Raw genomic sequence first — 26,621 nt, 5'->3', positions numbered from 1 at the left:
CTCGTGCAGCAAGAATGCTACGCTAAGTTGGCAGCGAATTCATGTCTGTGAATTCGTTGCATGGACGGCTTTAAGCCAAAATATAACTTTGTCAGGGAGATAGCAGTGAAGCACTTATGTATTCTTTTCTGTTTGTTTCTATTGTCCATGGGACAGGCTTATGCCGGGATGCTCAATCCTGGGCAGGGTTTGCAAGCTGGACAGAGGATTTACTCGGATAACGGGCAGTATTTTGCCCAGATGCAGACGGATGGTAATTTCGTCGTTTATACGCTCAGTGGGACCGCTCTTTGGTCCACCAATACTGTGGGTCAAGGCGCCGACTGGGCAGTTATGCAGAGTGACGGCAATTTTGTTCTTTATAACCAGGCAACAGGCAAAGCCATTTGGTCATCCAATACGACCTACCAGAGGCCCGGTTTCGCCGCAATTACTGACTACGGACAGTGGATTGTTTTCTCGAATGTCCCGCTTTGGGCTTCTAACACGTCGGATCATAGTAATCCGCCGCCAGGTGATGCCGTGTTTTTTGGCCAAGGCGTCGCTTTGAAGCAGAACACGTATTACACCGCAGGCCAATACAAGCTGATCTATCAGAATGACGGGAACGTTGTCATTTACAACCCAACAAAAGCTATTTGGGCGACTAATACCGCAAATAGGGGTGCTGCTTACGCTGGATTTTATACGACCGGCGTTTTCTATGTCATGACGGCGGCCCAATTATCCAACAGCGCTAACGGCATGGGTTACACGACGCTGTTTGGGACAACCACGCCCTCGCCTTCGACATATAGCATTTCAGAATGGAACTCTACATATGGGGCGATGCAGGCGGACGGCAATTTTGTAATTTATATCCCGGTTCGCGAGTTTAGTTCGCCCTCTCCCTACGCTCCTGCGGAAGTTTATTCGAGCAATTCTACTTCCGGATGTTACGGACCACCGGATGCGTGCATGGGAACTACTAATATCATCAACATTCCAGTTGACTGATTTATTTAACTGGGCTCCCGGCTGCGCCGGGAGCCTTTTGGTTTCGTTGTCGGTCGCCTAGGTATAGCCAGTTTGCCGATTAACGAGATAAACGAGCGACTGCGTAAAGAGAAAAGCCAGCCGACGTGATGCGCCTTACTTTCCAATGACGAGGGTAGCGTGTGCTTCCGCCAAGAAGCGCTCTGCTTCCTCCGAAGTTGGCATGTTCGATGCGATTTGTGCGAGCACTCGCTCGATGTCGCTGGAGGCGGAGAAAGCTTCATCGCAAAGCAGCGTCGCGATGGGGCCGAAGAAGTTCAGCGCAACCTTCTCCACGATCTCGCGTTGACCTGGACCACCGAGTTTAGTGGTTATCGTGGCCGATGCAGCGGGCTTGGATTCTTGCGGTTGCCGTGCGGATGGGCCGCTCTCGAAACCACCAAGCAACCACTGCAGTGCGGCTTCGCTCAGCGGGACCTTGTTCTCCGTGGCGCTGATCGCGCCGGGTTGGAATCGCGCGCGTGCCGTAGTCACTTTGGACAAGTAGCGCACCGCTTCGTCATTGCGGTACCTGCTGAAGACAACGTCCTCGATATGGCCGTTGCGTAAGCGGATCGTAGACGAGTGATTGCTCTCGGTGGCAATAAAAAAGAAACCCGAGGCTTTCTTCTGCGCGAGCGTTTTCAGCTCGCGCAGGACTGAGATGAGGGGTCGAAATTCACTGACCATCCTTGCTTCTCTAGACAGTTATCACACTGGACGCCGTAGGTACGGCGGCTCAGCGTTTGTTGAGTCGATCCATCGCCAATCGTACGCTGTTTGACAAGCGCGCGATGGCTTTCGCCAGAGTGCCTATTTCGTCTTTGAGTTTAACCTCTTCGATGGTGTGATCCCATTTGCCCACGCTTAGTTCGTCGGCGACGGCGGTCAAATGTTGGATCGGTTGAAGCACGCGGGTCCAGATCAAGACGGATTGCAGTCCAAGCAGAATGAAGCAGATGAGTAAGCCGATGATGCCGATCCAAATGGATTGCCGTGCGATCACACTCTCAATGTCACTTTTGGGATACGCAGAAACGAGCGTAAAGCCCCATCCCGGCACATCTTCCTTCTCTACGCTCCAATCCGACGGTTGCTCTTGGGCCACTTTTTCTATCAGTGCAGGGTCAGTGGTGCCGCCGGTTTTCGAATGGAAACGCAACTTGCCTTTGCTGTCGAACAACGCAATGAAACCCGAATCCAGCACGTGGCTGTCGCTGATGACATCGTCGAGAACTTGCAGGTCTGTCTTGTAACCGACATACCAAATGCCGATGGGCTTCGGATTCTTTCCGTCGTAGATCGGCTCGTAACCAGTGACATACGGGTTGCCGAGAATATCCACGACACCGTAGAAGGCCAGGCCTTTGCGAATTTCAGCGATCACCGGTCCATGCGGATCCAGCTGCGTTCCCGTGGCGCGGCTCCCGTCATCTTTCTTGATATTGGTGGACACGCGCACGAACCCGTCTTCCGCACTCGAGAAGAGGGTGGCTGTGCCTCCCATCGTCGATGTAACACTGTCGACAAGCTGAAAGGTATTGCTCTGTGGTTTGTTACCAAGCAGTAGTTCGTTGGCATGGCGACCCGATACCGTTATCTCGGAACCGGCACTAGGTGTGCCTAATACATCGCTTTCTTGACGCAGCAGCCGCATCGAGCTGTGCACGCTGTCCAGCATGATCGATCGCGTTACGGCTAAAAGACTTTGCAGTGAGCTAGTTTGGCTTTTGATCGAGGCCGCGGCATCGGCTTTCACGCGATTCGCTTCTATCGTGGCAAGCACAAGCGCAACCACGACGACGACCGCCAGGACCAATGCCAGTACAGGCAACAACAAACGCACCCGCAGAGAGTGTCGAAGCATTCTATTTTCCCCCTGAAACGTTTCGATGGGCCGACCGGTCTCTCTGTGTCATCAAACTGTAACCAGCATGGGCCACGGGATGATCGTTGAGCACAGGACGGTCAACTCACAACGGCGAGCATATCAGCGCCATATGTCGATTGCGTTGATCTTCTCCACGAAACGGGCTATCCGCCGGGCGATCGGTGTGCCATAAAAAGTCACATTGGTAACTATCGGCCTATCTTTATGCGCTACTGGATCTTTCTCGCTCTAGCGATCCTGACCGAAGTCGTCGGCACCCTGGCCATGAAATGGGGACAGCTCAACGCGCCAGTGTTAGGCCTCGTCGTGATGTATGTGATGCTGATCGTCTCTTACATGGCTCTGGCGATGGCGGTAAAGCGCATCCCTATCACCGTTGCTTACGGCGCGTGGGAAAGTCTAGGTTTGGTTTTGATCGCATTGATGGCGGCGCTGTTGTTCAACGAGAACCTCGGTCTGATGAAGATCAGCGCCATCGTGCTGATGATTGTCGGCATCGTGCTGCTTGAGCGCGGCACCGCATCGCACGATTGAGGTGCTCCCATGTTGCCGACCTTTGAACCGATTCACGCTATCTACCTCGCCATTGCTATTGCATTGGAGGTAGCAGCCAACGTGCTGATGAAACAATCGCACGGTCTTACGCGGTGGATACCGGGCGTTGCAGCGATTGCATGCGCGCTAGCGGCTTTTACGGCCTTGAGTTTCGCCATTAAGGGGATCGAGCTTTCGGTCGCCTATGGCATTTGGGGTGGGGTAGGACTGTTGGCGACAACGCTATTTGGCATTGCGCTATTTCGCGAGCGCGTCAGCCCATCCGGCTGGTTCGGCATGCTGCTGATCATGGCAGGCGTGATTCTGATGAAGTTCGCGTAGGGCCAGCGAGCCCAGGGTTCGTTTATGACCGCATACCCACATGTATGCGCTTAGCCGCGGGCGGTACTCAGCCCTTGGTGGCGACGGCAGACAAACCGCCCACGTTGCATCTGCGGCCCCCGCACACGGGTCCTTCAATGACACCCACTGACCTAGCTCGCCCAGGTGGCCTGCGTGACTGTATCAGCAGCGTTACACCCTCACCCCTGCCCGTATTCGCCGCCGAGCTTGAGGCCTGGAAAGGGGGTTGTCCCGTTGATTTCTGACTACAAAAGGCTTAGCTTGTCAATGGGGAATAAGTGTGATCCATTTCACAATTTCAGACATAGGCGTCGCCCTTTTATGAAGATCATGGGTCGTCTTCTCATGGTGTGTCTCGCTCTATTCATTACTGCCTGTGCAACCGACCCGGGTTCTCGCACAGCGCCCGAGATCGACCCTAATGCCCAGGCGGTAGCGGCCTATCACATAGGTGTCGACGATCAGCTGCAAGTGACGGTCTGGCACAACCCGGACCTGAGCGTGAGCGTGCCAGTCAGACCGGACGGTCAGATCACCGTGCCACTGATCGGCGACGTCGTGGCCGGTGGCAAGACGCCCGAGCAGGTCGCTGCCGAGATCAAGGATAAATTGCAGTCCTACGTGCGCGACCCGCAGGTGGCAGTGATCCTGATCGAATTGCGCAGCAACGAATACTTATCGCGCGTGCGCGTGACGGGGGCGGTACACACGCCGGTTTCCCTTCCTTATCGGCAGGGAATGACCATTCTCGACGCGGTATTGGCGGCTGGCGGCACGACGGTCTATGCGGCTCCTGACCGCACCGTGCTGTATCGCAAGGGCGGCAAAGACACCACGTCTTATGCCGTACGACTAGACAAGATTCTGCAACAGGGTGAGTTAATGACGAACTATCCGGTGCAGCCAGGTGACGTGATCACGGTGCCGCAACGTACGTTCTGAACGCCACGGAAAATGGCTAGGGGGGTAGGGGTGTCATGAATGGAGAAATCGCTCCGTTAGGGGACATGGTGCCAGTAGTGCTGGGTGAAGCCCGGCGGCATCGCATTGCGTTCGGCCTGGTATTCGCCGTGATCGCGCTGGCCGCGCTGGTCATGGGTTTGCTCTGGCCCAAGAAATACGAGGCGTCCACGACCATCTTGGCGCAAGGGAGCAGCATCATCACGCCGCTGATGGAAGGGGCTGCTTCACCGACCGAGAACCTGACCCGTGCCGGGATTGCGCGCGACGTGATCTTCAGTCGTAGGGTGATGGATCAGGTGCTGGCAAGCGGCGGTTGGTTGGCCGCGCATCCCAGTCCGGTTGAACAGGATCGTCTCATCGAGGGGATCAAGGCGCGCACCAAGGTGCAGATTGCGCGCGACAACCTGATCACCATCAGTTACTCCGATTCCGATCCGAAGCGGGCGTTCGACGTCACCCGGCAGTTTGCCCAGCTGTTTATCAGCGAAAGCCTGGCCTCGAAGCAACGCGAAAGCCGTGATGCGTTCGAATTCATCGATAGCCAGGTCAATGTCTATCGGCAAAAGCTGACTGATGCGGAGAACAAGCTAAAGGCCTTCCGGGACGCCGACGCCGACGCGCGACCGGGCAACAGCAGCGAGACCAGCGAGCGCATCAACCAACTGCGTTCGCAGATCGAAACCGCACAGATGCAATTGATGGAAAAACGCTCGCAGGCGGCTTCGCTGGCATCGCAGCTCAACGGCGAGTCCGAGGTCAATGCCGTGCAGACGACGAGCGGCATCTATGAGACCCAGCTGGCCGACCTGCAAGGCCAACTCGATAAGTTGTTGCTGACCTATACCGACCAGTATCCCGATGTGATTCGACTGCGGCATCAGATCCAGGATCTCAAGCAGCAAGTGGCGATTGACGATCAACGCAAGCAGGCGTCGCGTCAGGCAGGCACGCCGATGCCGCTGGATGACAGCGTACAGATGAATCCGGTGTATCAGCAGTTGAAGGACCAGCTGGTGACGGTGCGCGGCGACATCGCCGCAACTAGCGCAGGTATCGGTGCCAGCCAGACGATGTTGCAGTCGGAGCTGGCGCGCAGCCAACGCATCGCCAATTCCGAAAACGTCACCTCCGAGCTGACCCGCGACTACAACGTCAACCGCGACGTCTACCAGGATTTGCTCAAGCGACGGGAAAACGCGCGCGTCTCGATGAATCTGGATGCCGAGCACCGCGGATTGATGTTCTATATACAGAACCCTGCAGTAATGCCGCTTACGCCATCGGGTTTGCGCTTCATGCATTTTGCGCTGTCGGGGATCGCGCTAGCGCTCGCCATCCCGTTGGGATTGTTGTTGGGCATCGTGCGGTTCGACCCGAGGGTACGCTCGGTGCAACAGCTCGAGCACACGACCGGCCTGCCGGTACTGGCGACGATACCGTTCTATCCGACGCCGCGGGATCGTCGCCGCGAGCGCGTGGAAGTCACCATGCTATCGCTGCTCGTCGCCGGTGTCGCGATCGTCTATCTGTTGCTGTTCTGGCTACGGATGAGGTCATGACCATGAAGAGCACTGAGAGCGACAGCATGTTGTCCCACCATACTGAAGACATCTTCAAGCCGCACGCCGGCGTAACTGCGGCAGGCACGTCGTCCAGTCACTCCATCGCGCGTATGGATGACGGCATCAACGCGCTCGCACCCTTGCAACTCGAGCAGCGGCGGCTGATTCACCGCGAGGAATCGGTCAGGCAGCAATCCGATGCTTTCCGCGAGATCCGCACGCGCCTGCTCGCGATGGGCGGCTTGCAGAATTTCGTCACCCTGGTGGTATCCGTGAGTCCGCGTTCGGGCGGCAGTTTCGTCGCCCGCAACATGGCGGCTGCCTTTGCCTTCGACGAAGCCAAGACCAGTCTGCTGATCGATTGCAACCTGCGCTATCCGAGCCAGCATAAAGCGCTTGGCGTGGATCCCGCGAAGGGTGGGCTGATCGATTTTCTCGAACATCCGGTGCTGGGGATTGCCCACATCCTCTACCACACCGGCGTGCCGCGCCTGCGTCTGATACCGGCCGGCACAGCGCGTGAAAACGGCGGCGAGTATTTCTCTTCGTTCCGCATGCGCGCGGTACTCGATTCGCTGCGTTGTCGTTATGTGGACCGTTACCTCTTTCTCGACGGTCCGGCGATCAAAGGTTCGCCGGATGCGCGGATCTTGTCGGAACTGGCCGACTTCGTCGTCGTAGTGGCCGGTTACGGCCGCGACACGCCGGCAGCCATCAGTCAGGCCGTTGCCAATTTCGATCCGGGGAAGCTGGCAGGGGTGGTGTTCAATCACGTGCCCTAACGGGCTTTGAGAAACACCTTGTTAGGGCAGGCCACGGATGGTCTGCCGTGAATCAGGCACGACACGTGTTTGATTCATTCCGTTGGGGGTTGTGGGCATATCGGGACGTAATGGTTCGTTAGCAACCTAAAAGGGAAGGGGGAGTCATGCCGTCACCCACCAAGCTCGCTGGTGCAGTCATGCTGATTCTCGGCTTGGCGTCGGGTAAGGCTGCGGCTGCGCAGTTCGACTACACCTTGTATAGCGGACTGGAGCGCAACGACAACGTCAACGAAAGCGCCACCAACCAGATCGGCAAGAACATCCTGGATTCGGGCGTCAGCTTTAGCCTTGCGCAAGCTGGCTCGACCCTGCAGGCGAATGCCGCGGGCGACCTGGAGTATCTCGACTACTTCGGCAAGGGCATCAAGAACCAGCTGTTCGGTCAGTTGAACGGGAATGCCAATTGGGTGGTGCTTCCTCAACGGCTGGATATGACCATCCAGGATTACGCTGGCGTGCAGCCGGTTTCGACGCTGACCAGCAATGCGCCGAGCAACCTGCAACAAACCAACGTGGTTGCGTTGGGACCGACGCTGTATTTCCGCCTTGGCGAAACGCTGCACGGACAGGGAGAGCTGCGCTATATCAACAGCTATGCATCGAAAGCCAGCGATTTCAACTCTTCGCGCGGACAGGCCGCGCTGCGCTTGTTCAAGGATCTTGATCCTACCGATCAGTTGTCGGCGAATGTCGAGGATCAGCATGTCGACTTCCAGAACAATACATCGAGCCCGAATTACGATCGCGTGCAGGCGTTCGCTCGCTACGATCGCAAACTCACGAACCTCGACCTAGGCGTTGCACTCGGCTGGTCTCAGATCGACTTCACCCATGGGCCTACCAAGTCGACGCCGCTCGGTTTGTTGTCGGTGAACTGGCAGGCGACACCGCGAAATAGCTTCACTTTCCTTGCCGAACACGAATACGCCGACGCTGCCGACGATCTGATGGCGCAGCCGAACCAGTACTTCACCAACATCGGCAACAACATCAATATCGGCGACACAGAGGTCAACTCCGACGTGTACCTGGAACGAACCCTCCAGGCGAGCTATGCCTTCAACACCGAGCGCTTCACGCTGAATGTGGCGCCGCTGTATCGCAAACTCGACTATCTCACGGACAACACGCTCAACCTGACCGGCCGCGGCTTCAGCTCAGGTCTTAGCTACAAGCTTCGTGAAGACCTCACGCTGTCGGCGTTCGCGAACTATGAAAAGCGCAACTACGACGTCATCGATCGGCATGACAAGTTCTCCAACTACGGAGTAAGCCTGCTGAATCAGCGAACGCCGCATTGGGCCATACGTCTGGCGCTGAGCCGCATCCAGCTCAGCAGCTCCACGCCCCTGCAGGGGTATCAATCCAACGTGATCTATATCGGCGTTGTGTACACACGGTGATGTCGTCATGGAACGAATCGGCCACACATACATGCAGCGACGAGGGTTCGGTATAGAGGCTTTGCATCCCTCGATCGCAAGCCAAGGAGCAGGTGTTATGGGGAGCATGCCGTGAGCGTGATGTCCGTCCCGCAGTGGCTCGGACCACCCGGTCGCCGGCTGTTTGCAACGTGGCATGGTTGCAACGAACCCGCAGGGATGACGCTGGTCATCTGTCCGCCGCTGTTCCATGAGCGCGTGCTTGGCTATCGCTTGTTCGGCCTCCTCGCAGCACGCCTGGCTGCTGCCGGCATCGCGTGCCTGCGCTTCGACTATTACGGCACGGGCGACTCGGCCGGTGATGATCTCGACTTCAGCCTCGAGGGTGCATGTACCGACATCGCCATCGCCGTCGCCGCAGCACGTGCTCAATCCGTGGGGGGCGGCAGCGTCGGACTGCTCGCCGTTCGCGGTGGTGGTTGGCCCGCTTGGTCGGCGACAGTCAGAGACCCGTCCATCTCCCATTGCTGGATCTGGCAGCCGCTAACCGATGGTGCTGAGTATCTCGATGCATTGCAGCGAGTCGACACCGCGGAACGGACTGTGCGGACGAACCCGCCGTTCTGCAAAGCGCCGAGCACCAGTCGCGATGACGGCCAACTAGTGGGGTGCGCGTGTCCCGAATCGCTGCGACGGGAGCTGCGCGATGCACAGCTTCCCGCCACCAATTTGTTGCCCGGCACATCGCTAGGTGTGTTGGGTCGCCGAAACGAACTGGATCGCGCCACGTTCGCGACCTACCGGATCGAACTTACCGAGAGTGCAACCCAATGGGCGGACACCCTGAAAGTGCGGGCTACCTTTCTGACCAAGGCGTTGACCGAGCCGATCGACCGGCTGGCCTCCGTGCTGTTGGCATGAGCGACCCGCGCCTCATCGACGAGATTGTCCCGTTCGCAGACAACGGGCTCTACGGACTGTTGACCCGACGCAGCAAGGACCCCGTGAGCGGGCCCGTGTTGGTGTTGTTGAACCCCGGAGTGATTCCCCGCAGCGGCCCGTTCCGTCTGCACGTGCGGCTCGCGCGTCGGCTCGCAAAAGCCGGCATCGCCACGTTCCGCTTCGATCTGCCTGGCATCGGCGACGCCACGCCCGACACGACCGTCACGCGCATGCAGGCCGTCACCATGGCGCTGGATGCTGTCCAACGCCACACTGGCGTAAATACCTTTGTGATGGGCGGCCTGTGTCTTGGCGCCGACCTGGCGTGGAAGGCGGCCCTGCAAGATCCACGCATCGTCGGCATGCTGCAGATCGATGGCTTTGCACGCATCGACTACTGGTACTACCAAGCCTGGGCGAAAGACCATTTCCGATGGCCGCCAGTACGGGCGCTTGCCGCGATCGCGCGGCTTGCCATCAGGCGCTTGCGTCCCGTCGAGGAGTTCGGTCGCGAATGGCCCGCGCGGGGTGAGGAGCGTGTGCAGCTGCGTGCCATGCTCGACCGTGGTGTAAAGGTTTTCGCGCTATACACGGGCGGCATCGCTGCCTACTTCAGGGATCCGCGGCAATTCGCCTCCACGTATGCGAACGCCGCAGACGATCCGCAGATGCGGTTTGAATTCTGGCCTGATTGCGATCATGTGTTCTTTGCGGAGTCCGATCGCGTTCGGCTTATCGACGCCGTATCGACCTGGTACGAGAGCGCGTTCCATTGCTCCCGCCCGGTCGAGCGCCTGAGGGTTTCCGCATGAACCACGGCACTTTGCTCGTTACCGGCGGCGCCGGGTACATCGGCAGCCACGTGGTGCAACAGCTCGTCGAGCGAGGGGAGCGTGTTGTAGTCATCGACAATCTGGTCAGCGGTTTTCGCGAAGCGGTGCGCAACGCGGAGCTGGTGGTCGGCGATGTCGGCGACCAACGCTTGGTCGCCAACGTACTCGCGACACATCACATCGAGGCGGTACTGCATTTCGCCGCACACACCGTAGTGCCCGAATCGGTCAGCGATCCATTGAAGTATTACGGCAACAACACCTGCAAGACGCGCAACCTGCTGGCCTCGTGTGCCGAGGCCGGCGTGCGCCAGTTCATCTTCTCTTCCACCGCAGCCGTTTACGGCATGCCGGCGGACGGCGCCGCCGACGAGGGCACGCCGACGATGCCGCACAACCCGTATGGGGCATCCAAGTTGATGTCGGAAACCATGCTGCGCGACATCTCCGCGACCGGAGCGATGCGGCATGTAATTCTGCGCTACTTCAATGTCGCCGGTTGCGACCCCGCGGGGCGCATCGGTCACTCCGCGCCCAATGCCACGCTATTGATCAAAGTCGCCTGCGAACATGCAGTAGGAAAGCGCGCGAGCCTCTCGATCTTCGGCACCGACTACAACACACCGGACGGCACCTGCATCCGCGATTACATCCATGTCGAGGATCTGGCAGCCGCACACCTGCAAGCACTCGATCACCTTCGCGCCGGCGGTGAGTCGCTGACCCTCAACTGTGGCTACGGACACGGCTACAGCGTGCGCGAAGTGATCGATGCGGTCGAACGGGTCAGCGGCCATCAGCTGACCGTGGTCGAACAGCCGCGCCGCATCGGCGATTGCGCCATGCTGATCGCACGCAGCGATCGCCTCAAGCGCGCGCTGGCGTGGCAGCCGCGGTATGACGACCTGGATTTCATCGTGCGGACTGCGTTGCAGTGGGAAGAGAAGCTGGCGCATCGGCGTGCTTGATCCCAGATTACCGTGTAGGTAGAGGCATACATAGTCACGGGCCATAGTGACCGCGCAATTCGGCATGGGCCTGCATCGAACCTCGGCCTCCCCTGAAGACAATCCATCCAAGTCCAAAACTTCGATGGAGATCCGCGGATGAGTAAGTCCAAGGGACTGCTTGCCACATCATTGCTCGTGCCAGCCCTGTTTGCCGGACTCTATCTGGCTGGCTTCCTATCATTGCTCTTGCTCGGCCTGCATCATGTCCCGCTGACGTGGAACACTTACTGGGCCTACTACCACGTTATCGATATGCCAACGTACGTGCCGTATGCCGGCAAGATCAAACTTGCAGGCGCCATCGGTTTCGGCGTGCCGCTGCTCCTGTGGACCATCCTCGCTGTCTTGATTCTCAAGCCGCGCAGCACGGCGTTCCACGGTGATGCTCGCTTCGCTAACCGCGCCGACCTGGCCAAGGCCGGGCTGCTCAAGCAAACCCCCGAGGGAGTGATTATCGGCAAGCATGGTCGCCACTTCCTTTATCTCGGGGGACTGCAGCACATCATCATGACGGCGCCCACTCGCACGGGCAAAACAACCAGCATCGCCATTCCCGTATTGCTGACCTATCAACACTCCATGGTTGTCATGGATCTGAAGGGCGAGTTGTATCAAGTAGCGAGCGGCCACCGGCAAGCCGAAGGGCAGGTCATTTACAAGTTTGCACCCTACGCCGAAGACGGCCGCACCCACCGCTTCAATCCGTTCTTGTGCGTGTCGCGCGATCCGCGGGTGCGCGTCAGTGAAATCCAGACTATCGGTGCCATCCTCTACCCTGACGATCCCAACAAAGACCCGTTCTGGACCGCCCAGTCCCGCACGGCGTTTTTCGGATTTGCCTCGCTCTTGTACGAGAACTGGGACGCGATGATTCAACGCGATATCCCCCTCGACCCTAACACCGACGCAGCCTTCCCAAGCTTTGAGCGCATCTATCGGCTATCCAGCGGCGACGGTGACGGTGGTGACCCCAAAGAGGTGATCAAACAGTGGTTGAGCGATCGAAGCTTTATCAGCGAACCAACACGCACGGCGCTCTCCGGCCTGGTCGGATTAGCCGGAGAAACCTTCTCCTCCGTGATTGCCTCCATGCAAGAGCCATTGCAGCAATTCATCAGCCCAATCTTGGCGGCCGCCACCAATGCTAGCGATTTCGATGTGGCCACCTTGCGTAAGCGACCAACCACCATTTTTGTGGTGATCCCGCCAGCCAAACTGGGCGAGTCGAGCAAGCTGCTAAACATCTTCTTTTCTATGGTGGTGGGCCAGAATCTGAAGGTGACACCGCAAGAGGACAAAACGATCAAGCACCAGGTGCTGCTGCTGATGGACGAGTTCACCGCAATGGGCCGCGTGGGCGTCCTGTCCGAACGTATATCGATCACCGCCGGCTACTGGGTACGCGATTTGACGATCATCCAGAGCAATTCACAGTTACGTTCCACTTACGGCGCGGACGCGGCGCAGAATTACGTCACCAACCATGCCGCCAGTATTGTCTTCACTCCGCGCGAGCAGCAGGACGCGGAGGACTATTCCAAAGCGATGGGCGACACCACCGTGCGCCGTCGCAACCGCACAACTAGCCAGGGCGGAACCTCCTACACCCACACCGAAGAGCGTCGCCCACTGATGCTGCCGCAGGAGCTGAAGGGGCTGTCGAACGATGATCAAATCATCTTTTACGAAGGCTGCCCGCCGATCCGATGCAAGAAGAATTGGTATTTCAAGAGCGACTACTTCAAGAAGCGCATTCGACCACCGGTGGAAGTGAAGCAGTTAGCGCTACAAGGCATACCCGTAAAGAAGACGACGCGTGAGGAGGGCTTAGTCGTGGGTTAGTGTTTGCCGCTGCTCGGGATGGGATGAGAGGGTGGGTATGTAGCAAGTTGAGCTTCGGTTGGGGGTGTTTTGTCTGCCGCGACACTCGCCCATTAAACAACTTAGTTAATATAGGAAAGCGATGGAAGGCTCGAATTTTTCTTGTTTATTCGCGCTGTGTTGCTTGCTGTTAGCGTGTGCCAATACTTCAGTAGATGCATCGGATCAGGGCATTGTAGATCCCATGGGGTTGAGACCTTCCTATGACAAATGCATCGACGCATCCGGCGCCGCGACATTCAAAATGCTGGACTGCATTGATACGGAGCACGCTTATCAAGATAAACGCTTGAATAAGGCGTACATGTCATTGATGGCCAAACTGAACGTGAGCGAACAGGCCGGGCTGCGCGAAAAGGAAAAAAAATGGATCGCCTATCGTGACTCTCATTGTGCACTTGCTCCGGATGGTGGGCAGGGACAACGTATAGATTCAGCCAGCTGTTTTCTAGGCGAAACTGCAAAACAAGCTACCGCACTGGACGCACGTCTAAGACGGCCGGTTGCACAGACAATATTTTCGGTAGCCGCAAGCGAAGCGCATATTTCGGACAGCCAAGTTGTGCCACAGTCTGCTGCTGCACCCGTTCCGACGAATGTTGGGAGCAACGTGGCCACCGCATCGGCAACATCGAGCACAACAGTGTCATCGACATCGCTCGGCGATGGGCTGAAGGAAGGCATGGCTTACGCAGACTTCCATAAGGCGCTCCTTGCTCAAGGTTGGGCACCTGTGGTGGACAGGCAATGTAAGGCTAATGTGGTCGGCGGAGATTACAAAACGTCGTGCGCAACCCATCCAGACGCCACATGCAAAGCATGCGACGTAATACCTGAGTTGAGTTCATGCGGTAGTGACGGGGTTTGCTTAACTCGGTTCCACAATGCGAGCAGCAACAAAAATCTGGAGGTAGGCACGTATGGAGATACTGATGATTGGAATGTTCATGGAGGAGAGTCACGAATTTTAGTTACCGGCTGGACGGTTACTCCGACAGCTTCTCACTGAATAACAGTTCAAAGGAATGGAGACCTTTATGAGCAATCCGTTGTTGGACCTGATCTCGCACGGTGAATCCGGAGTCGATGGTTATAATGCCTACAATCGCGGCACGTATATCGATGCGCAAGGCAAGCCACGTGTCCGGCCAGCAAACGAGCCCATCGATTTTTCTAGCCTCACGCTAGGACAAGTGCAGGATATGCAGCATCTCGGGCACGATGACCCGAAAAGACTGCTTGCTGTAGGCAAGTATCAGGTCATTCCGAAAACAATGGATGACGCAATCAACAAGTTGAACCTGGATCGCAATCAGCTATTTACACCGGAACTGCAAGACAAAATTTTTTCTGATTATCTAATTGTTGACAAGCGTCCAGATGTCCGTGGCTACATCATTGGCAAGCCAGGCGTGAGCTTAGAGGATGCGCAACGAGATATGGCGAAAGAATGGGGAAGTTTTGGCGATCCCGACAATAGTGGGCATAGCCACTATCCTCCACCCAACAAATCGAGCATTACGTTGGAGCAATCTGCTGACGCATTGAATCAGATGCGAGCTCAGTACAAGGCTAGTGTCGACCGCGGCTTAACGTCGGATGCGGCGTGGCAGGCAGTCACCGACTCGGGACCATCGCAAACACAAGTCAATCCCCAACGTTCACTAGTTGCACTCCACAATGGGGTTCGTGGAGAAGTCGTCCGCGCATTGCAAGTCGACTTAGCGGCGTTGGGATATACCGATAACCGAGGCCAAACTTTGCAACCCGATGGACTCTTTGGTCGTAGCACCGAAGCCGCTGTCCGTGCCTTCCAGGGTGATAACGGCTTGCGCAAAGACGGCATCGCTGGTACGAACACACTTGAAGCAATTCACAGTCAGCGTCAGTTGCTCAACCACATCCCGGCATTGGCGCGGGAGCTAGAAGGTAACAACCACATTCGAATTGGCGCATTCGACCCTGCCGATCGCGCTCCCACACAAGGCGATCCTCGCGCGAATACCTCATCTACAGCCAACGCACCGATGTCCAATCCGTTTGCCAACCCGTGTCACCCCGATCACGGTTTGTACGCCGAATTGAAAGAACGCATCCCTGATGCTTCCGAAAATCGTTTGGCACAAATGACTGCAGCGTGTCACATGTCAGGGATCAAGCCGGGGCGATTGGGTGACATCCATATCGCCAGAAAGGGAATGGTGCTTAGACCGGATGGCCCGGGGCTTCCTGCAATGGTGGATAACAGCGTTGCGGCTCCGCCGATTCAGCAGACTATGCAGCAGGTTCAAGCTTTTGACCATCAGTGGACGCAACAAGCCCAGCTCAACGCGCAGATGGCCCAACAACAAAGCGCGCCGAACATGGGTAGCTCCGGCGGTCATGGTCGGCGATAAACCCTCCACGCGCTGTTGGACACGAAAAGAAGACAACCCAATGAAACCAATTGGCCGCCGCGAAGCCTTACTGCATTCAGGTGATATACGACGGCGGTGGCAGTTCGTAATCGCGCCACATACCAGGATCGCCACGCTCGCCCGCTTCCGCAGCCTTGATGATGTTGTACATCTCCCGCGCGGTCACGTAATGCAGCACGTAGCGGCGGCCGTCGTTGTAGGTTTTTTCGAGATGGGTGTGCATGGCATGGGTAGATTCGCCCAGTAGCGTATCCATGTCGTGCTCCTGGGTACCGTGGGTGTGCACTTTCACGAACACCCATTCGGGGCGTCCTTCGACATGAACGCCGGTGCGTACCCAAGCGTCCACGCGCGCCGGTGTCGGCGGGCAGGCGCGGCGCACGTCGGCGTTTTCGATGCGCGGCATCACGCCCATGCGGCGTTCGCGCCAGTTCAGGCCGAGCGGTCCCTGCACGATCATCAGGTCGCCGCTGGCGTGTCCGCCAACGCGTACCGGTTCGCCGGTGTTATGGGATTTCGGTCGCAGCGGATCATCCGTGGCGTAGTAGATCGCGTTGATCATGCGCGTCTGCGTGTCGCTCGGCGCGGAGGGCAGGGTGAAGTCGGCATAGCAGCCGAGTTTGCGCAGCAGGATCAATTCGTTGTTGATGCCGCACCAGCGGCCGTCCTTGCGTGAATTGTCCAGGCTCCAGTTGCCGTGGATGAAACCGAAGCGCAGCTGGCCGGTGTGGGGATCGCGAGACAACGCACCATGTCGCTCATGCAACAAAGTGTTGAAGCGGCTGATGGTGGCACTGAAATTCTCGGCCGTGTCGTTGTCGTGGTGCAGGTGGATTTCGATCTCGCCGTACCCATCCGCGCAGAGCGCGGCGAGCTTCTGCAGATGTTCTTCCAAGTACTCTTCTTCGGGATAAAAGAACGTGTGCTGTGGCGGCCGGCCATCGGCATCGCGGTGCGCCGCGGCGACTTTGCGGTAGTCGCTGCACCAGCGGTCGACGCGACGGCGTTGGGTGTCGAGGTTGGCGCGGCCCCAGGCCGGTTCGAAATGATCGACGAAGCAGAACATCACGTGCACCGGGGCGACGGAAGGTCGCGGCCGGCGTCGGCGCAGATAGCTGCCCAACCAGATCTGCATGTTGCGGGCGCGAATCCCCAACATCAGCACCGCTACTACAAGCAACAGCAGCACGACAACAATGATGAGTATCAGCGTGCCCATCAGTGCGACACCGAGGACGGAACCAATGTCAGCAACTGCTCCGCATTGTTGCGCCACTGACGTTCGCCCACGATGTAGTCGCGTGCCGTCTGACCGACGCGCGCACATTGCGCAAGGTCGTCGGCCAGGGCCAGCACTTTGTCCACGCAGGCGTCGACATCACCGCGTGGAAACAGCCAGCCGGTGCGGCCATCGGTAACCACTTCGGTCAACGGCTCGTAATCGGGCGCGACCACCGCCACGCCCATCGCCATGAATTCAAAAACCTTCATGGGCGACCCGTACTGGTTGGAGTCGGGCAGCACGGCGTAATCCATGCACGCGATCCATGAGGCGATATCGGTATGTGCCACGCGGCCAGGCAGGATGACCCGGTCGCCAAGGCCGCGCTCGCTGACCTGGGCGCGCACCGCTGGCAGGTCCCGGCCATCGCCGACCAGCAAGAGGGTCAATTGCGGTTGTTCGCGCAGGCGCATCGTGATCCTGGCCGCAAATTCTGCAGTGCCATGCCAATGCGCAAAAGCGCCGACATAACCGCACACGACTTGCCCGCCGATCCCTCGCTCCCTGCGCAACGGACCGCCGTTGAAACGTGCAGGGTCGAAACAGCTTATGTCCGCGGCATTGGGCGATACCACCGACGGCGCGATCGCACCGTACGCGGCTTCCGCTTGCTGCTGGAATTGCCGCGATATGAAAACCAGACCGGTGGCATGGCGCAGGCACCACGCCTCGATGCGGCGGGCAGGGCGCTTCATCCACAGCGGTCGCACACGCTCGACCAGTGCCGAATCGTTGATCTCCAGAATGATCGGAATACCGCGTTGCCGTGTCAGCCAGATGCTGGCAAACATGAAGAGGGAGTAGCGCTCGTAGACCAATTGGGCCCTTGTGCGTCGCAACGCGCGCGGCAGGCGCAGCAGCACGACCAAGTTGTAGGCCACCTCGAAAAACTCAAAAAGTACGCCGGGTAATCGCGTCACCAAACCACCGATGCCGTGGACTGGCGCACCGGTCGGCGTCGAGTGTTCGTGTTCCGGATCGGCGCCAGGGAAGGACAATACTGTCACCTCGTGACCAAGCCCGCGCAATGCGCCGACGATGCCGCGTATATGCACGCCTTCGACATGTCTTCCGCGCGTGCGGTGGTGATAGAGGATCCTCATGCGCGCTCCGGCGGTAAGGCTTCGGATCGGCGTCCCGTCGCCATCCATTCCGGCAGCAAGGTGCCCAGCACCTCGCAGGCACGGCCGTTGTCGTCGTGCAACAGAATGATGTCGCCCGCTCGCGGCGGTTCGCTGCGCAGGTGGCGGACCAGCTCGTCGGTCGAACGGGGTTGGTAATCGAGACTGTTGTACGACCAATAGGCCATGCCGCGTCCGTGGCGGGCAAAATGCAGCAGCAGCGGCAACGACAGGCTGCCGCGTGGCGGCCGGAAGCGATGGCGCGCATGACCGTCGAACGCCTGCAGCAGTTGATCGGTGCGTTCGATCTCGCTCAGCTGCTGACGAAGACTCAGTGCATTGAACAGCGGATGACTATAGGAATGATTGCCCAAGGTGTGCCCCTCGGCCACGATGCGTTCGACCAGCCGCGGATGTTGTTCGATGCGCTGACCGACGAGAAAGAAACTGGCGTGCGAGCCGTGCGCTGCAAGCAGGTCGAGCAGGCGAGGCGTGTGCTCCGGATGCGGCCCGTCGTCGAAACTGAGATAGACGACACCGCCGCGCTGCGGTCCGCGGGTTAGCACCAGCGCGTCCGGGAAGAGGCGTAGCAATTGCGACTTCGTCGGTCGGAGCTTCATGCCATCGCACCCGTATCGAACGCAGGTGATTCGGTGGCGACGCTCTGCAGGATAGTGTCCAGCCGGTCGATATTGTCGTCCCAGCGGAAGCTTCCGCCGTGCAGGGCGATGCGCTTGCTGTCCCAGTCGCGTTGGCAGGCTTCGCGCAAGGCGGCGGCGAGCGCCGACGTCTCGCGCGGCGCTACCAGGATGCCGGCGTAGCCGGGAACCACTTCGGGAATGCCGCCGACACGCGTCGCCACGACAGGAATGCCACAGGCCATGGCTTCCAATACCACATTGGGCACGCCTTCATTGTGGCTAGGTAGGCACAACAGGTCGGCCGCACGGAACCAGTCGCCGAGCGCGGCATGCGGAATGGCTCCGCGCAGCTCGACGTGCTGCTGCAAGCCAAGCGCAGCGCAACGCTGCGACAACAACTCGCGGCACGGGCCATCTCCCACATAGATCAACCGTGCGTCGGGTTGCTCGACGAGGAGTGCCGGTAAGGCCTCGAGCAGATCGATGCAACCCTTGGCCTGTTTCAGATTGCCGACGTACAGCATCAGCCGTGCGGTAGCTGGAAGTTGCAGCCGCGCTCTCGCATCGCTACGCGAGCCGGGCATGAAGCGTTCGCCGTCGACACCGTTGTACAACGTGTGCACCCGACTCGCTTCGGCACCGATCGAAACCGCCTTGTCGGCCAGCGCCTGGCTGACTGCGATAACGGCGCCCGCGCCATGCAAGGCCGTGCGAATCTTGCGCCGGCGCGGTGGATCGTTCGCCTGCTCGTTGAGGTCGCTGCCGTGCACTTTCACGGCATAAGGAATGCCCATGCGTTTTGCCAGGCGGCTTACCGCGACGGCATCGGGATAGGCCCAGCTGGCAAGCAAGCAGTCGTAGTGCTCGTCACGCAGGCGCCGGCCGTGCTGCAACAGCAGGCACGCCAGCCAGCAGCTGGCATGCAACGCGCGGCCAACACGCGGCGGATACACAAAAACAAAATGGCCGGTGCGCAGCCCCGGTATCTCGACGTGACTGTACGCGCGCGTGAAGCGTTCCTGGAATGGCACCGCGGCGAGCACCTCGACGTCATGCCGTTGCCCCAGGCGCTCGAACTGCTGCCGGTTGAACGGGCTGCGCTGCGGATCCCACGGCGTCGGGAACAGGTTGGTGAGAATCAGGATCTTCACGCGCATGATCCTTCGCCGCGGTAGATGGCATCGTAACGCGCCGTCATCGTTTCAAGCGTACCGTTTTGCTCGAGCCATGCACGCGCCGCCCGGCCCATCTCGGCAGCGCGCGGCGGATCGTTGAGCAACTCGAGCATCGCATCGGCCAGGGCCTGCGGATCGGCCGGTGTCACCAGTCGCCCGGTGAGTCCGTCGCGTACGATTTCACCATTGCCGCCGACGTCGGTGGCTACGATCGGCAAGCACACGGCGCACGCTTCCAGCAACGCGATCGAATAGCCCTCGCTCAGCGACGACAGCGCGAACAGATCGAATCCTTGCAGCAACGCGTGCACATCATCGCGGTCGCCGAGGAGACGCACTCGATGGGCGACACCTTCATCCTGCGCGCACTGTTCCAGCCGGGTGCGTCGGTTGCCGTCGCCCACCACTACCAGCACAGTATCCGGCAGCTGTTGGTGGACACGACGGAACGCTCGGATCAGGCTGGCCTGATCCTTGGCCCAGTTCAAACGCCCGACGCTGCCGATCACGCGCGTGTGCGGAGGCAACGCCAGGCTTTGCAGCAGGCGCTCGCGCATGGCCGCGGAAGCCGCGCGAAATCCCTCCAGCCGGATGCCATTGGGCACCACGCGCGCCAGGCGTCGCGGCACGACGCCACGTTGCGTTACGTCGCGGTACGCCGCGTCGCACACGCTGACGACCACGTCGGTCCGCCATAGCGCCTTGCGGTACAGCCATTCACGGCGATCGCCGATCCTGCCGTTGTCCATGCCGTGGCGCGTGTTCACTACATGTCTCAGGCCGAGGCCGAAGCTGGATAGCACGGCCTGGTAATGCGCGACCGCATTGTGGGTATGCAAAACCTCGGTACCGTGCGCGCGGATCAGTCCACGGGCTCGGCGCAGGGCGCGAAGATCCAGGCCGTGCCGCTTATGGCAGGCCGTCACCGGCACGCCGATGTCATCGAGCTCATGGGCCAGCGAACCCGTTTCGAACAGACACACGACCTGGCAGCGATGCCCCTCGCGCTGCTGGACTTTCACCAGTTCCAGCACCATGCGTTCAAGGCCGCCGCGGGTCAGGCTTTCGACGAAGTGGGTGATGTTCATGGGGACGGCTTGGCCGGCAACAGAGGTCATGGCAGCTTCGATACCGTGACGCGCCGCTTCCCGCTCGAGGTGAGCGGAATGTCGTCGACGAAATGGCAATGCAGCGCGATGCTGTCGCCGAGCACCTTGCTTACCTCGTTGCGTATATAGGCCAGCGATTGCTCGTCGAAGCCGTCACCGCGAACCAGGCTCAGGTCGAGGCGATCGAGGCTCGTTTGCACGACCTGGTAGGACGTCAGGCCGCGCACATCCTTCAGCATGTGCGGAAAGAATTCGCCAGGCAGCAAATGACCGGCCGGCGTGCGGATGGCATCCAGTTGCCGGCCCTCTACGCGACGCAACCGCGGCAACGCGCGGCCACAGCGGCATGGTGACGATTCGCTCGTCGCCAGGTCTCCATTGAGGTACCGCACGAACGGCATGCCGTAGTTGAACAGATCAGTGATCAGCAGGTTGCCCGTATGCGCACCGTCGGCAGCCTGCGTTGGTTGGTGCAGCTCGACCACAAGGTGATCGGCGTTCACATGCAGGCCATCGCGCTCTTCGCATTCCGAAGCGATCAACATGAACTCGCGACAGCCGTAGGTATTGAATGCCGGTGCATCGAACGCCTGCTCGATGATGCGGCGCTGGAATTCATGCAACGCCTCGGCGGCACCCAGGATCGATTGCGGGCGGAATACGCGCCGCCCCGTCGCCAGCAGCCACTGCGCGAGCTGCACCAGCGGCCCGACGTAGCCAACGATCACATCGGGGCGATACGCGTCGATGGCATCGGCATATTCGGCCAGGTTGGCCTCGGTCATGCGGAAAGTGTCGAGCATGCGCCGGGCGAACGCGGCGTTGTACAGGCGGTCTTTCAGGCGATGCAGCGGGCTCGGAGCGCCGACCGTGCCGCTCCACAGGAACAGCGTGCGCCGGCCCATGCGCGCGTCGGCCCAACCGTAGCCACGCCACATCACCGCCGTACGCCGGTCATTGCTTTCGCGGGTAAGGCCGAAGCGCAGCGGTTCGCCAGTCGAACCACCGGTGGCTTTGTACAGCAACTGGTCGCGTAGGGACTCCGCCTTGAGTTCGTCGTAGTGCTCGCGGATATCCTGCTTGGTAAGAACCGGCAGCTGCGCGAAATCATCCAGGTTGCGAATGTCTTCCGGCGCGATGCTCAGCTCGCGCCAACGCCGCCGGTAATACGGAACCTCGCGCTGGCAATGTTCGAGCAGCGCCTTAAGACGGCGCCATTGCAATGCCGCCAGCTCATCGTCGGAAAGCCACTGGCTGCGCTGGTATTCCGCCAGATAGGCAAGTGTGCGGCGCCGGCGCAGCCCCGACTCGTAGGCCGGGTAGAGCACGCCGCGAAACACCGGCTCGTACCAGTTCGCCATCATGGATCCTGTCCCGCGCGCAGCGCCGCCCAGCCAAGCACGCGGCCGACGACCATCGGCCGCCCCGCCGCGAGCTGCTGATGCAACCCTTGCAATTGTTTGATATCACCCTTGCTCCAGCAGCGGAACAGCAGCGTCAACGCGAGATAGGTCGTGCTCACCACGACGAACCCGGCCAGAAGGTGCCACAGCGGCAGCATCGGTAGCAGCCGGGTGACCCATGCAAGAGCCGCCGCCAGCATCGCCGCCAGCACAATGCGCAGTAGCCGTTCGCTATCGAGACTCACACCACCGACACGCATCGCGATCGCTATATAGATCGTCGAGTTGATCAGCGATCCGGTGACCACGGCCGCCGTCGCACCGGCCAGGCCGAAATGCGAAATCAGCACCACATCCAGCACGATCTTCAACACGCCGAAAGCAATCGTCATCGTCAGGATGGTGTGCTGGCGGTCGGCACTGACCAGCAGGCTGGTGGCCGCCTGCGACACGGTACTGATGGCGAAGGACGTGAGGAATAGCGCGAACACCGGTACCGCCGCCGCATACGCGTGTCCATACAGCACACCGATCAGCGGACCGGCGAAGCTCACGCCGAATGCCACCATCGGCGCCGCTAGCAGGACCAGATAATTCGTCGCGGCCACGAAACGACGACCGGCCAGTGCGCGTCCCTGGCTGAGCGCACTGGCCATCATCGGCAGCAGCACGGCGCTGAACACACCCGGCACCAGCAGGCTGATGCCCTCGGCCATCTGGTAGGCCACCTTGAAATAGCCCGCAGAAGCGGCGCTGTTGTAGAGATTGAGGAACAACACCTCGATGCCGCTGGCAATCACGAATCCGATGATGACGGTGGCTGATACCAGGCGCAGATGGCGGCGCACCCGCTTGATCAAGGCGGCAGGCAGGGGCGCGGATGCCGGCATCGATGCGAGCAGCCGCGTGGCGTAGTGACGGGACGCCAGAAAGAACACCACGCTGGATGTCGCATACACCACCACAAACCACAACAGCGGCCCATGCAACAGCACGGCAAGCGCCACCAGCACCAGATTCAGCGGCGCGCCCAGCATGGCGATCCTGGCCGTCGCGTCGAATGCCTCGAAGCCCTTGGTGATTGCGATATTGAACATGTACGGCGCGCGCAAGCCTACGGCAAGGGCAAGCAAAGCGAATTCGATTCCATGCAGGTCGGGCGCCCAGCGGCCGGCCGCGACGAAGAAGAGGATAACTCCGCAGCCCAGCACGACCACCAGATGCCACGCCTGCACACGGCGCAGGTAAGTCAGCACGGGCACGATCAGCGCCGGTTGATCCCCGCCTCGCAACTCGGCGACGAACTTGATCACGCCGGTCGTGATCCCCGAATTGGTGACGACAACACCGACCGCAGCGAACCAGATGAAAAGGCCGTAGATACCGTAGTACCCGGGTCCCAAATGGCGCGCGGTCATGATGGCGGCGACCATGCCGAGGAAATACTCGGTATAGATCCCGATCGAGGCGAAGATCGTGTTGCGTAGCGCGTGGGAACGAGTACTCATGCGCTGTGCAGCAACAAGGCGACCATCACGAACAGCGCCGCAATGCTGATCATGGCGATCGGCAACCAGCGCCACCAACCATCGGCCAGGCGAAAATGCGGCAAGTCGGGAAAGCGTTGCCGTGCGCCGGCGTACTCACCGACCACCAGTGCGGCCACCAGATATAGCAGCACGGTGTAACTGCGGCTGAGGAAGAACGCCGCCGTAAATAGACCAGTGAGTGATAGCAGCAGTGTGAAAGCGAGCCCACGCTCGACTTGCCACGCTTTTGCCTGTTCGGCGTCGTCGCTCGGCGGCGGTGCTTGCCGCAGGATCGTCAGCATCATCCAAAAACCATAGCCAACGAAAGCAAGCCAGATGATGTAACCGAAAAATCCTGTCTCGGCGAGCACCAGTATCAGCGAATTATGCGCAGTCAGCTCGTTGTAGTCGGTGAAGTTACCGGCGCCCACGCCGAACAGCGGCTTGGCCAGAAACATGTGAAGGCCTTCGTACCATGCGTCGACGCGACCGAAGGCAGACGATTCGCTGACATCGAGCTGCTGCAAGCGCGATGGCATCATCATCATCCCGACCAGGCCCACGCCACTCAACACCAGTGCTGTGACCAGGCCGCGGCGGCGCCATAGGTACACCGCGCCGATCGCGACGACCGCCAGCATCGCGCCGCGCGAATTGGTGAGGAAGATGCCATAGAGCAACAGCGCCGCGCCGGCAAGCCAGATCACGCGCCGCAGAAAGCCACCCCGGCCGCTGAGATAGACAGCCATCGGAAAGGCGGTGGCGAAAAGCAGTCCAAGGTCGTTCGGATCGTTGAAGATGCCCACATACTGGATGCGACCGTCCAGCGACAACGGCGTACCGGTCCAGCCGACCCCGACGCGCGTCTGGTTCCATCCATGCAACGCCAGCACGATCGAACACAGCACGAACACGAAGAACGCCACCACTACCCGCCGCGGGCTGGCAGCGATCGCCGATGCGAGCACAAAGAACGCAATCACGATCGGTCCGAATGTCTTCAATTGCACCAGCGCACCGCCCACCCAGCCGTTCGCGGCATCCGACACCATCAGTGCCAACAGGAACAACAGCAACAGCAGGAACTGTGGTCCCGCGAAGACCTTGGTGTTGGATCCGAGCCAGAGCAGGAATGCCAGCAGCAAGACCACCGGCAGCAACGGGATGCCCGTGAGCGCCGGCATGTAGTCCTGCGGCCGGATGATGGTAAGCATCAGATAAACCAGGCTGAGGACAAACATCGCACCGCCGGGCCGGGCGGCCGCGTAGCGATGCGGTGCGACCTGCAGCACCGCCGGAGACATGGCTTTTCCAGTTACCACAGATGCAATCTCCGGTTACGGGCGAAGGCAACGAGCGCTTGTGCGGCAAACAGATTGAGATAAAAGAACGCCACGGCAGCACGCACCGGCAGCCAGCGTTCACCCATGCGCAACATGCGCGTCAGCGCAACAAGCAAGGCGCCACCGAACAACGCGCACAGCGCGAACGCATAAAACGCGTGACGCGACGCCAGCACGATGATGGCAAGCATAAATAGCGCCAACAGCCACGGTGCAAGCAGACGCAATGCCTTGTGACTGACGAAACGGAACCACAGCGGATTGCGCCAGGGCGCGAGCAGCCACGGCGCCAGCTGCATCAACTGAAAATTGCCGGCGAGCGTGCGGATCTTGCGCCGGCGCTCCTCGGCCGGATGCAGCGAAAGGCGATCCCACGCCACTGCCAGCGGTTCGAAAATTACGCGCTTCCCAGCTTTCGCGACACGCATCGGAATCAGGACGTCGTCGAGCACGGTGCCCAGCGGCAACGGCAGGAATAAAGCACGGCGCATCGCATAAAGAGCACCGCTTACGCCGATGGTGGAGCCGGAACGGCTTTCGGCGTGGCGGATCAGTGTTTCGTAGCGCCAATACGTGTCCACCCCGCGCGCGAAGCCGGTTTGCGGATCCTCGAAGCGAAGCTCGCCGCTGACCGCGCCCACCTCGGGGTCGGCGAAGTTGGCCACGAGTTCGCGCAATGCGTGCACATCCAGTCGCTGTCGCACATCGGTCATCAGCAAGATCTCGCCTTCGGCCACGGCGATAGCGTCATTCAGGCAGGCCGCCTTGCCGCGACGTTCGTCGAACTCGAGCACGCGCACGCCTGGATCGTCCAGCCACCGGCACAATTCGGCGCTCGTGTCGCGACACCCGTCGCAGGCAATGACGATCTCGATGCGATCGGCGGGATAATCCAGTGCGCGCAGACTCGCCAACTTGTCGCGAATATGCGCAGCGCCGTCATAGATGGCGATCACCACCGTCACCGTTGGTGTAACCGGCTGCTTGCGCACCGGGCGCGGGCGCCGGCGTGCGATCCACACCATGCATGCCGGGTATCCGGCAAACGCATGCAGCAGCAGCAGCGCGCTGATCCAGAACGCGAGTTGCGCCACTGTGGTCATCATATGCTGAAGGCCTGCCATGGCTGCTCGGAGCCTGTCCTCATCGTTCGCGTAGCCCGCGTTGTCGCTGAGTGGCCGTCAGGTGGTAGTGCGTGGCGCAGCGCCTGACTGGCTGTCAGGCCAAGCCGCGCGCTGCCGCATGGCGGCCACTCAGCGACAACCCGAAGGGCCGGGTCTGTTTGCCCGCAATCCTGCGTCATCACTCGCTCATGTATCGGCATACACTTCACTCGTTCTTCCTGGTCTTGCGTGCAAACAGATCCCGGCGCGGGCCACGCGAACGATGAGGACAGGCTCTT

At 59.8% G+C, this 26,621-nt stretch carries 24 protein-coding genes; 13 read left to right on the top strand and 11 right to left on the bottom strand.

Translation table 11 applies throughout. The features are described from left to right. The first annotated feature begins 60 nt into the window (after window positions 1-60). Window positions 61-996, top strand: coding sequence for a hypothetical protein (locus tag QQL64_RS06035; RefSeq protein WP_284396981.1), 936 nt, complete (start codon window positions 61-63; stop codon window positions 994-996). Between the two features lie 135 nt (window positions 997-1,131). Here QQL64_RS06035 and QQL64_RS06030 read toward each other — a convergent pair whose 3' ends face one another. Together QQL64_RS06030 and QQL64_RS06025 are read right to left on the bottom strand one after the other, a co-directional pair. Beyond that, a complete protein-coding gene (locus QQL64_RS06030; protein WP_284396977.1) occupies window positions 1,132-1,704 on the bottom strand; it encodes a DUF8082 domain-containing protein in 573 nt (190 codons plus the stop codon). 49 nt (window positions 1,705-1,753) lie between these two features. Next, window positions 1,754-2,881, bottom strand: a complete 1,128-nt coding sequence (locus QQL64_RS06025) for a Cache 3/Cache 2 fusion domain-containing protein (protein WP_284396976.1) — start codon at window positions 2,879-2,881, stop codon at window positions 1,754-1,756. 228 nt (window positions 2,882-3,109) lie between these two features. On the opposite strand from QQL64_RS06025, the gene QQL64_RS06020 reads away from it, so the two are divergent. From QQL64_RS06020 to QQL64_RS05965, 12 genes are all read left to right on the top strand, one after another. Continuing rightward, entirely contained in the window at window positions 3,110-3,439 is a 330-nt protein-coding gene (locus QQL64_RS06020) for an SMR family transporter (protein ID WP_284396973.1), read from the top strand. 9 nt (window positions 3,440-3,448) lie between these two features. Then, complete coding sequence (mdtI, locus tag QQL64_RS06015) at window positions 3,449-3,781, top strand: multidrug/spermidine efflux SMR transporter subunit MdtI (RefSeq protein ID WP_345782631.1); 333 nt, start codon at window positions 3,449-3,451, stop codon at window positions 3,779-3,781. A gap of 351 nt (window positions 3,782-4,132) precedes the next feature. Further along, window positions 4,133-4,744 (top strand): XrtA/PEP-CTERM system exopolysaccharide export protein, encoded by a 612-nt coding sequence (locus QQL64_RS06010; RefSeq protein ID WP_284396971.1) that lies wholly within the window; start codon window positions 4,133-4,135, stop codon window positions 4,742-4,744. 35 nt (window positions 4,745-4,779) lie between these two features. Next, window positions 4,780-6,324, top strand: a complete 1,545-nt coding sequence (locus tag QQL64_RS06005; RefSeq protein ID WP_284396969.1) for an XrtA system polysaccharide chain length determinant — start codon at window positions 4,780-4,782, stop codon at window positions 6,322-6,324. After that, window positions 6,321-7,109: a P-loop NTPase family protein gene (locus tag QQL64_RS06000; protein ID WP_284396966.1), complete on the top strand. Its 789-nt coding sequence runs from the start codon at window positions 6,321-6,323 to the stop codon at window positions 7,107-7,109. Before QQL64_RS06005 ends, QQL64_RS06000 begins: the two co-directional genes overlap by 4 nt. 146 nt (window positions 7,110-7,255) lie before the next feature. Beyond that, a complete protein-coding gene (locus tag QQL64_RS05995) occupies window positions 7,256-8,554 on the top strand; it encodes an outer membrane beta-barrel protein (RefSeq protein ID WP_284396962.1) in 1,299 nt (432 codons plus the stop codon). A gap of 111 nt (window positions 8,555-8,665) precedes the next feature. Then, on the top strand, window positions 8,666-9,454 hold the full coding sequence (locus QQL64_RS05990; RefSeq protein ID WP_284396960.1) for an alpha/beta hydrolase family protein: 789 nt from the start codon (window positions 8,666-8,668) through the stop codon (window positions 9,452-9,454). Continuing rightward, on the top strand, window positions 9,451-10,287 hold the full coding sequence (locus QQL64_RS05985; protein ID WP_284396958.1) for an alpha/beta fold hydrolase: 837 nt from the start codon (window positions 9,451-9,453) through the stop codon (window positions 10,285-10,287). Before QQL64_RS05990 ends, QQL64_RS05985 begins: the two co-directional genes overlap by 4 nt. Next, window positions 10,284-11,276 (top strand): UDP-glucose 4-epimerase GalE, encoded by a 993-nt coding sequence (gene galE / locus QQL64_RS05980; protein ID WP_284396956.1) that lies wholly within the window; start codon window positions 10,284-10,286, stop codon window positions 11,274-11,276. Before QQL64_RS05985 ends, galE begins: the two co-directional genes overlap by 4 nt. A gap of 138 nt (window positions 11,277-11,414) precedes the next feature. Further along, a complete protein-coding gene (locus QQL64_RS05975; RefSeq protein ID WP_284396955.1) occupies window positions 11,415-13,160 on the top strand; it encodes a type IV secretory system conjugative DNA transfer family protein in 1,746 nt (581 codons plus the stop codon). A 121-nt stretch (window positions 13,161-13,281) separates the two neighbouring features. Continuing rightward, window positions 13,282-14,208, top strand: coding sequence for a lysozyme inhibitor LprI family protein (locus QQL64_RS05970; protein WP_284396952.1), 927 nt, complete (start codon window positions 13,282-13,284; stop codon window positions 14,206-14,208). A 28-nt stretch (window positions 14,209-14,236) separates the two neighbouring features. Continuing rightward, a complete protein-coding gene (locus QQL64_RS05965) occupies window positions 14,237-15,595 on the top strand; it encodes a peptidoglycan-binding domain-containing protein (RefSeq protein WP_284396950.1) in 1,359 nt (452 codons plus the stop codon). Between the two features lie 76 nt (window positions 15,596-15,671). On the opposite strand, the gene QQL64_RS05960 is transcribed toward QQL64_RS05965, so the two are convergent. The 9 genes from QQL64_RS05960 to QQL64_RS05920 are packed head-to-tail and all read right to left on the bottom strand — an operon-like array spanning window position 15,672 to window position 26,343. Continuing rightward, window positions 15,672-16,835, bottom strand: coding sequence for a hypothetical protein (locus tag QQL64_RS05960; RefSeq protein WP_284396948.1), 1,164 nt, complete (start codon window positions 16,833-16,835; stop codon window positions 15,672-15,674). Continuing rightward, window positions 16,835-18,001: a glycosyltransferase gene (locus QQL64_RS05955; protein WP_284396946.1), complete on the bottom strand. Its 1,167-nt coding sequence runs from the start codon at window positions 17,999-18,001 to the stop codon at window positions 16,835-16,837. Before QQL64_RS05955 ends, QQL64_RS05960 begins: the two co-directional genes overlap by 1 nt. Continuing rightward, window positions 17,998-18,639, bottom strand: a complete 642-nt coding sequence (locus QQL64_RS05950; RefSeq protein ID WP_284396943.1) for a polysaccharide deacetylase family protein — start codon at window positions 18,637-18,639, stop codon at window positions 17,998-18,000. The genes QQL64_RS05955 and QQL64_RS05950 overlap by 4 nt, the downstream gene beginning before the upstream one ends. Next, complete coding sequence (locus tag QQL64_RS05945; protein ID WP_284396941.1) at window positions 18,636-19,817, bottom strand: glycosyltransferase family 4 protein; 1,182 nt, start codon at window positions 19,815-19,817, stop codon at window positions 18,636-18,638. Before QQL64_RS05945 ends, QQL64_RS05950 begins: the two co-directional genes overlap by 4 nt. Further along, window positions 19,808-20,953 carry a glycosyltransferase gene (locus QQL64_RS05940; RefSeq protein ID WP_284396939.1) on the bottom strand — a complete coding sequence of 382 codons (1,146 nt, stop codon included), beginning with the start codon at window positions 20,951-20,953 and terminating at the stop codon, window positions 19,808-19,810. Before QQL64_RS05940 ends, QQL64_RS05945 begins: the two co-directional genes overlap by 10 nt. Continuing rightward, on the bottom strand, window positions 20,950-22,308 hold the full coding sequence (locus QQL64_RS05935) for a phenylacetate--CoA ligase family protein (RefSeq protein WP_284396937.1): 1,359 nt from the start codon (window positions 22,306-22,308) through the stop codon (window positions 20,950-20,952). Before QQL64_RS05935 ends, QQL64_RS05940 begins: the two co-directional genes overlap by 4 nt. Further along, window positions 22,305-23,855 carry an oligosaccharide flippase family protein gene (locus QQL64_RS05930; RefSeq protein WP_284396935.1) on the bottom strand — a complete coding sequence of 517 codons (1,551 nt, stop codon included), beginning with the start codon at window positions 23,853-23,855 and terminating at the stop codon, window positions 22,305-22,307. The genes QQL64_RS05935 and QQL64_RS05930 overlap by 4 nt, the downstream gene beginning before the upstream one ends. Further along, window positions 23,852-25,180: an O-antigen ligase family protein gene (locus QQL64_RS05925; RefSeq protein ID WP_284396933.1), complete on the bottom strand. Its 1,329-nt coding sequence runs from the start codon at window positions 25,178-25,180 to the stop codon at window positions 23,852-23,854. The genes QQL64_RS05930 and QQL64_RS05925 overlap by 4 nt, the downstream gene beginning before the upstream one ends. Before the next feature lie 11 nt (window positions 25,181-25,191). Further along, a complete protein-coding gene (locus tag QQL64_RS05920) occupies window positions 25,192-26,343 on the bottom strand; it encodes a glycosyltransferase family 2 protein (RefSeq protein ID WP_284396930.1) in 1,152 nt (383 codons plus the stop codon). Between the last annotated feature and the right edge of the window lie 278 nt (window positions 26,344-26,621).

This window comes from Dyella lipolytica, assembly GCF_030160075.1.
Taxonomy (GTDB): domain Bacteria; phylum Pseudomonadota; class Gammaproteobacteria; order Xanthomonadales; family Rhodanobacteraceae; genus Dyella_B; species Dyella_B lipolytica.
This window is presented reverse-complemented; position numbering and strand designations above follow the sequence as displayed.

Bases quoted from the DNA above. Each gene is read 5' to 3' on its own strand.
- QQL64_RS06035 (WP_284396981.1), top strand. From the start codon at position 61: ATGGACGGCTTTAAGCCAAAATATAACTTTGTCAGGGAGATAGCAGTG.
- QQL64_RS06030 (WP_284396977.1), bottom strand. From the start codon at position 1,704: ATGGTCAGTGAATTTCGACCCCTCATCTCAGTCCTGCGCGAGCTGAAA.
- QQL64_RS06025 (WP_284396976.1), bottom strand. From the start codon at position 2,881: ATGCTTCGACACTCTCTGCGGGTGCGTTTGTTGTTGCCTGTACTGGCA.
- QQL64_RS06020 (WP_284396973.1), top strand. From the start codon at position 3,110: ATGCGCTACTGGATCTTTCTCGCTCTAGCGATCCTGACCGAAGTCGTC.
- mdtI (WP_345782631.1), top strand. From the start codon at position 3,449: ATGTTGCCGACCTTTGAACCGATTCACGCTATCTACCTCGCCATTGCT.
- QQL64_RS06010 (WP_284396971.1), top strand. From the start codon at position 4,133: ATGGGTCGTCTTCTCATGGTGTGTCTCGCTCTATTCATTACTGCCTGT.
- QQL64_RS06005 (WP_284396969.1), top strand. From the start codon at position 4,780: ATGAATGGAGAAATCGCTCCGTTAGGGGACATGGTGCCAGTAGTGCTG.
- QQL64_RS06000 (WP_284396966.1), top strand. From the start codon at position 6,321: ATGACCATGAAGAGCACTGAGAGCGACAGCATGTTGTCCCACCATACT.
- QQL64_RS05995 (WP_284396962.1), top strand. From the start codon at position 7,256: ATGCCGTCACCCACCAAGCTCGCTGGTGCAGTCATGCTGATTCTCGGC.
- QQL64_RS05985 (WP_284396958.1), top strand. From the start codon at position 9,451: ATGAGCGACCCGCGCCTCATCGACGAGATTGTCCCGTTCGCAGACAAC.
- galE (WP_284396956.1), top strand. From the start codon at position 10,284: ATGAACCACGGCACTTTGCTCGTTACCGGCGGCGCCGGGTACATCGGC.
- QQL64_RS05975 (WP_284396955.1), top strand. From the start codon at position 11,415: ATGAGTAAGTCCAAGGGACTGCTTGCCACATCATTGCTCGTGCCAGCC.
- QQL64_RS05970 (WP_284396952.1), top strand. From the start codon at position 13,282: ATGGAAGGCTCGAATTTTTCTTGTTTATTCGCGCTGTGTTGCTTGCTG.
- QQL64_RS05965 (WP_284396950.1), top strand. From the start codon at position 14,237: ATGAGCAATCCGTTGTTGGACCTGATCTCGCACGGTGAATCCGGAGTC.
- QQL64_RS05960 (WP_284396948.1), bottom strand. From the start codon at position 16,835: ATGGGCACGCTGATACTCATCATTGTTGTCGTGCTGCTGTTGCTTGTA.
- QQL64_RS05955 (WP_284396946.1), bottom strand. From the start codon at position 18,001: ATGAGGATCCTCTATCACCACCGCACGCGCGGAAGACATGTCGAAGGC.
- QQL64_RS05950 (WP_284396943.1), bottom strand. From the start codon at position 18,639: ATGAAGCTCCGACCGACGAAGTCGCAATTGCTACGCCTCTTCCCGGAC.
- QQL64_RS05945 (WP_284396941.1), bottom strand. From the start codon at position 19,817: ATGCGCGTGAAGATCCTGATTCTCACCAACCTGTTCCCGACGCCGTGG.
- QQL64_RS05940 (WP_284396939.1), bottom strand. From the start codon at position 20,953: ATGACCTCTGTTGCCGGCCAAGCCGTCCCCATGAACATCACCCACTTC.
- QQL64_RS05935 (WP_284396937.1), bottom strand. From the start codon at position 22,308: ATGATGGCGAACTGGTACGAGCCGGTGTTTCGCGGCGTGCTCTACCCG.
- QQL64_RS05930 (WP_284396935.1), bottom strand. From the start codon at position 23,855: ATGAGTACTCGTTCCCACGCGCTACGCAACACGATCTTCGCCTCGATC.
- QQL64_RS05925 (WP_284396933.1), bottom strand. From the start codon at position 25,180: ATGTCTCCGGCGGTGCTGCAGGTCGCACCGCATCGCTACGCGGCCGCC.
- QQL64_RS05920 (WP_284396930.1), bottom strand. From the start codon at position 26,343: ATGGCAGGCCTTCAGCATATGATGACCACAGTGGCGCAACTCGCGTTC.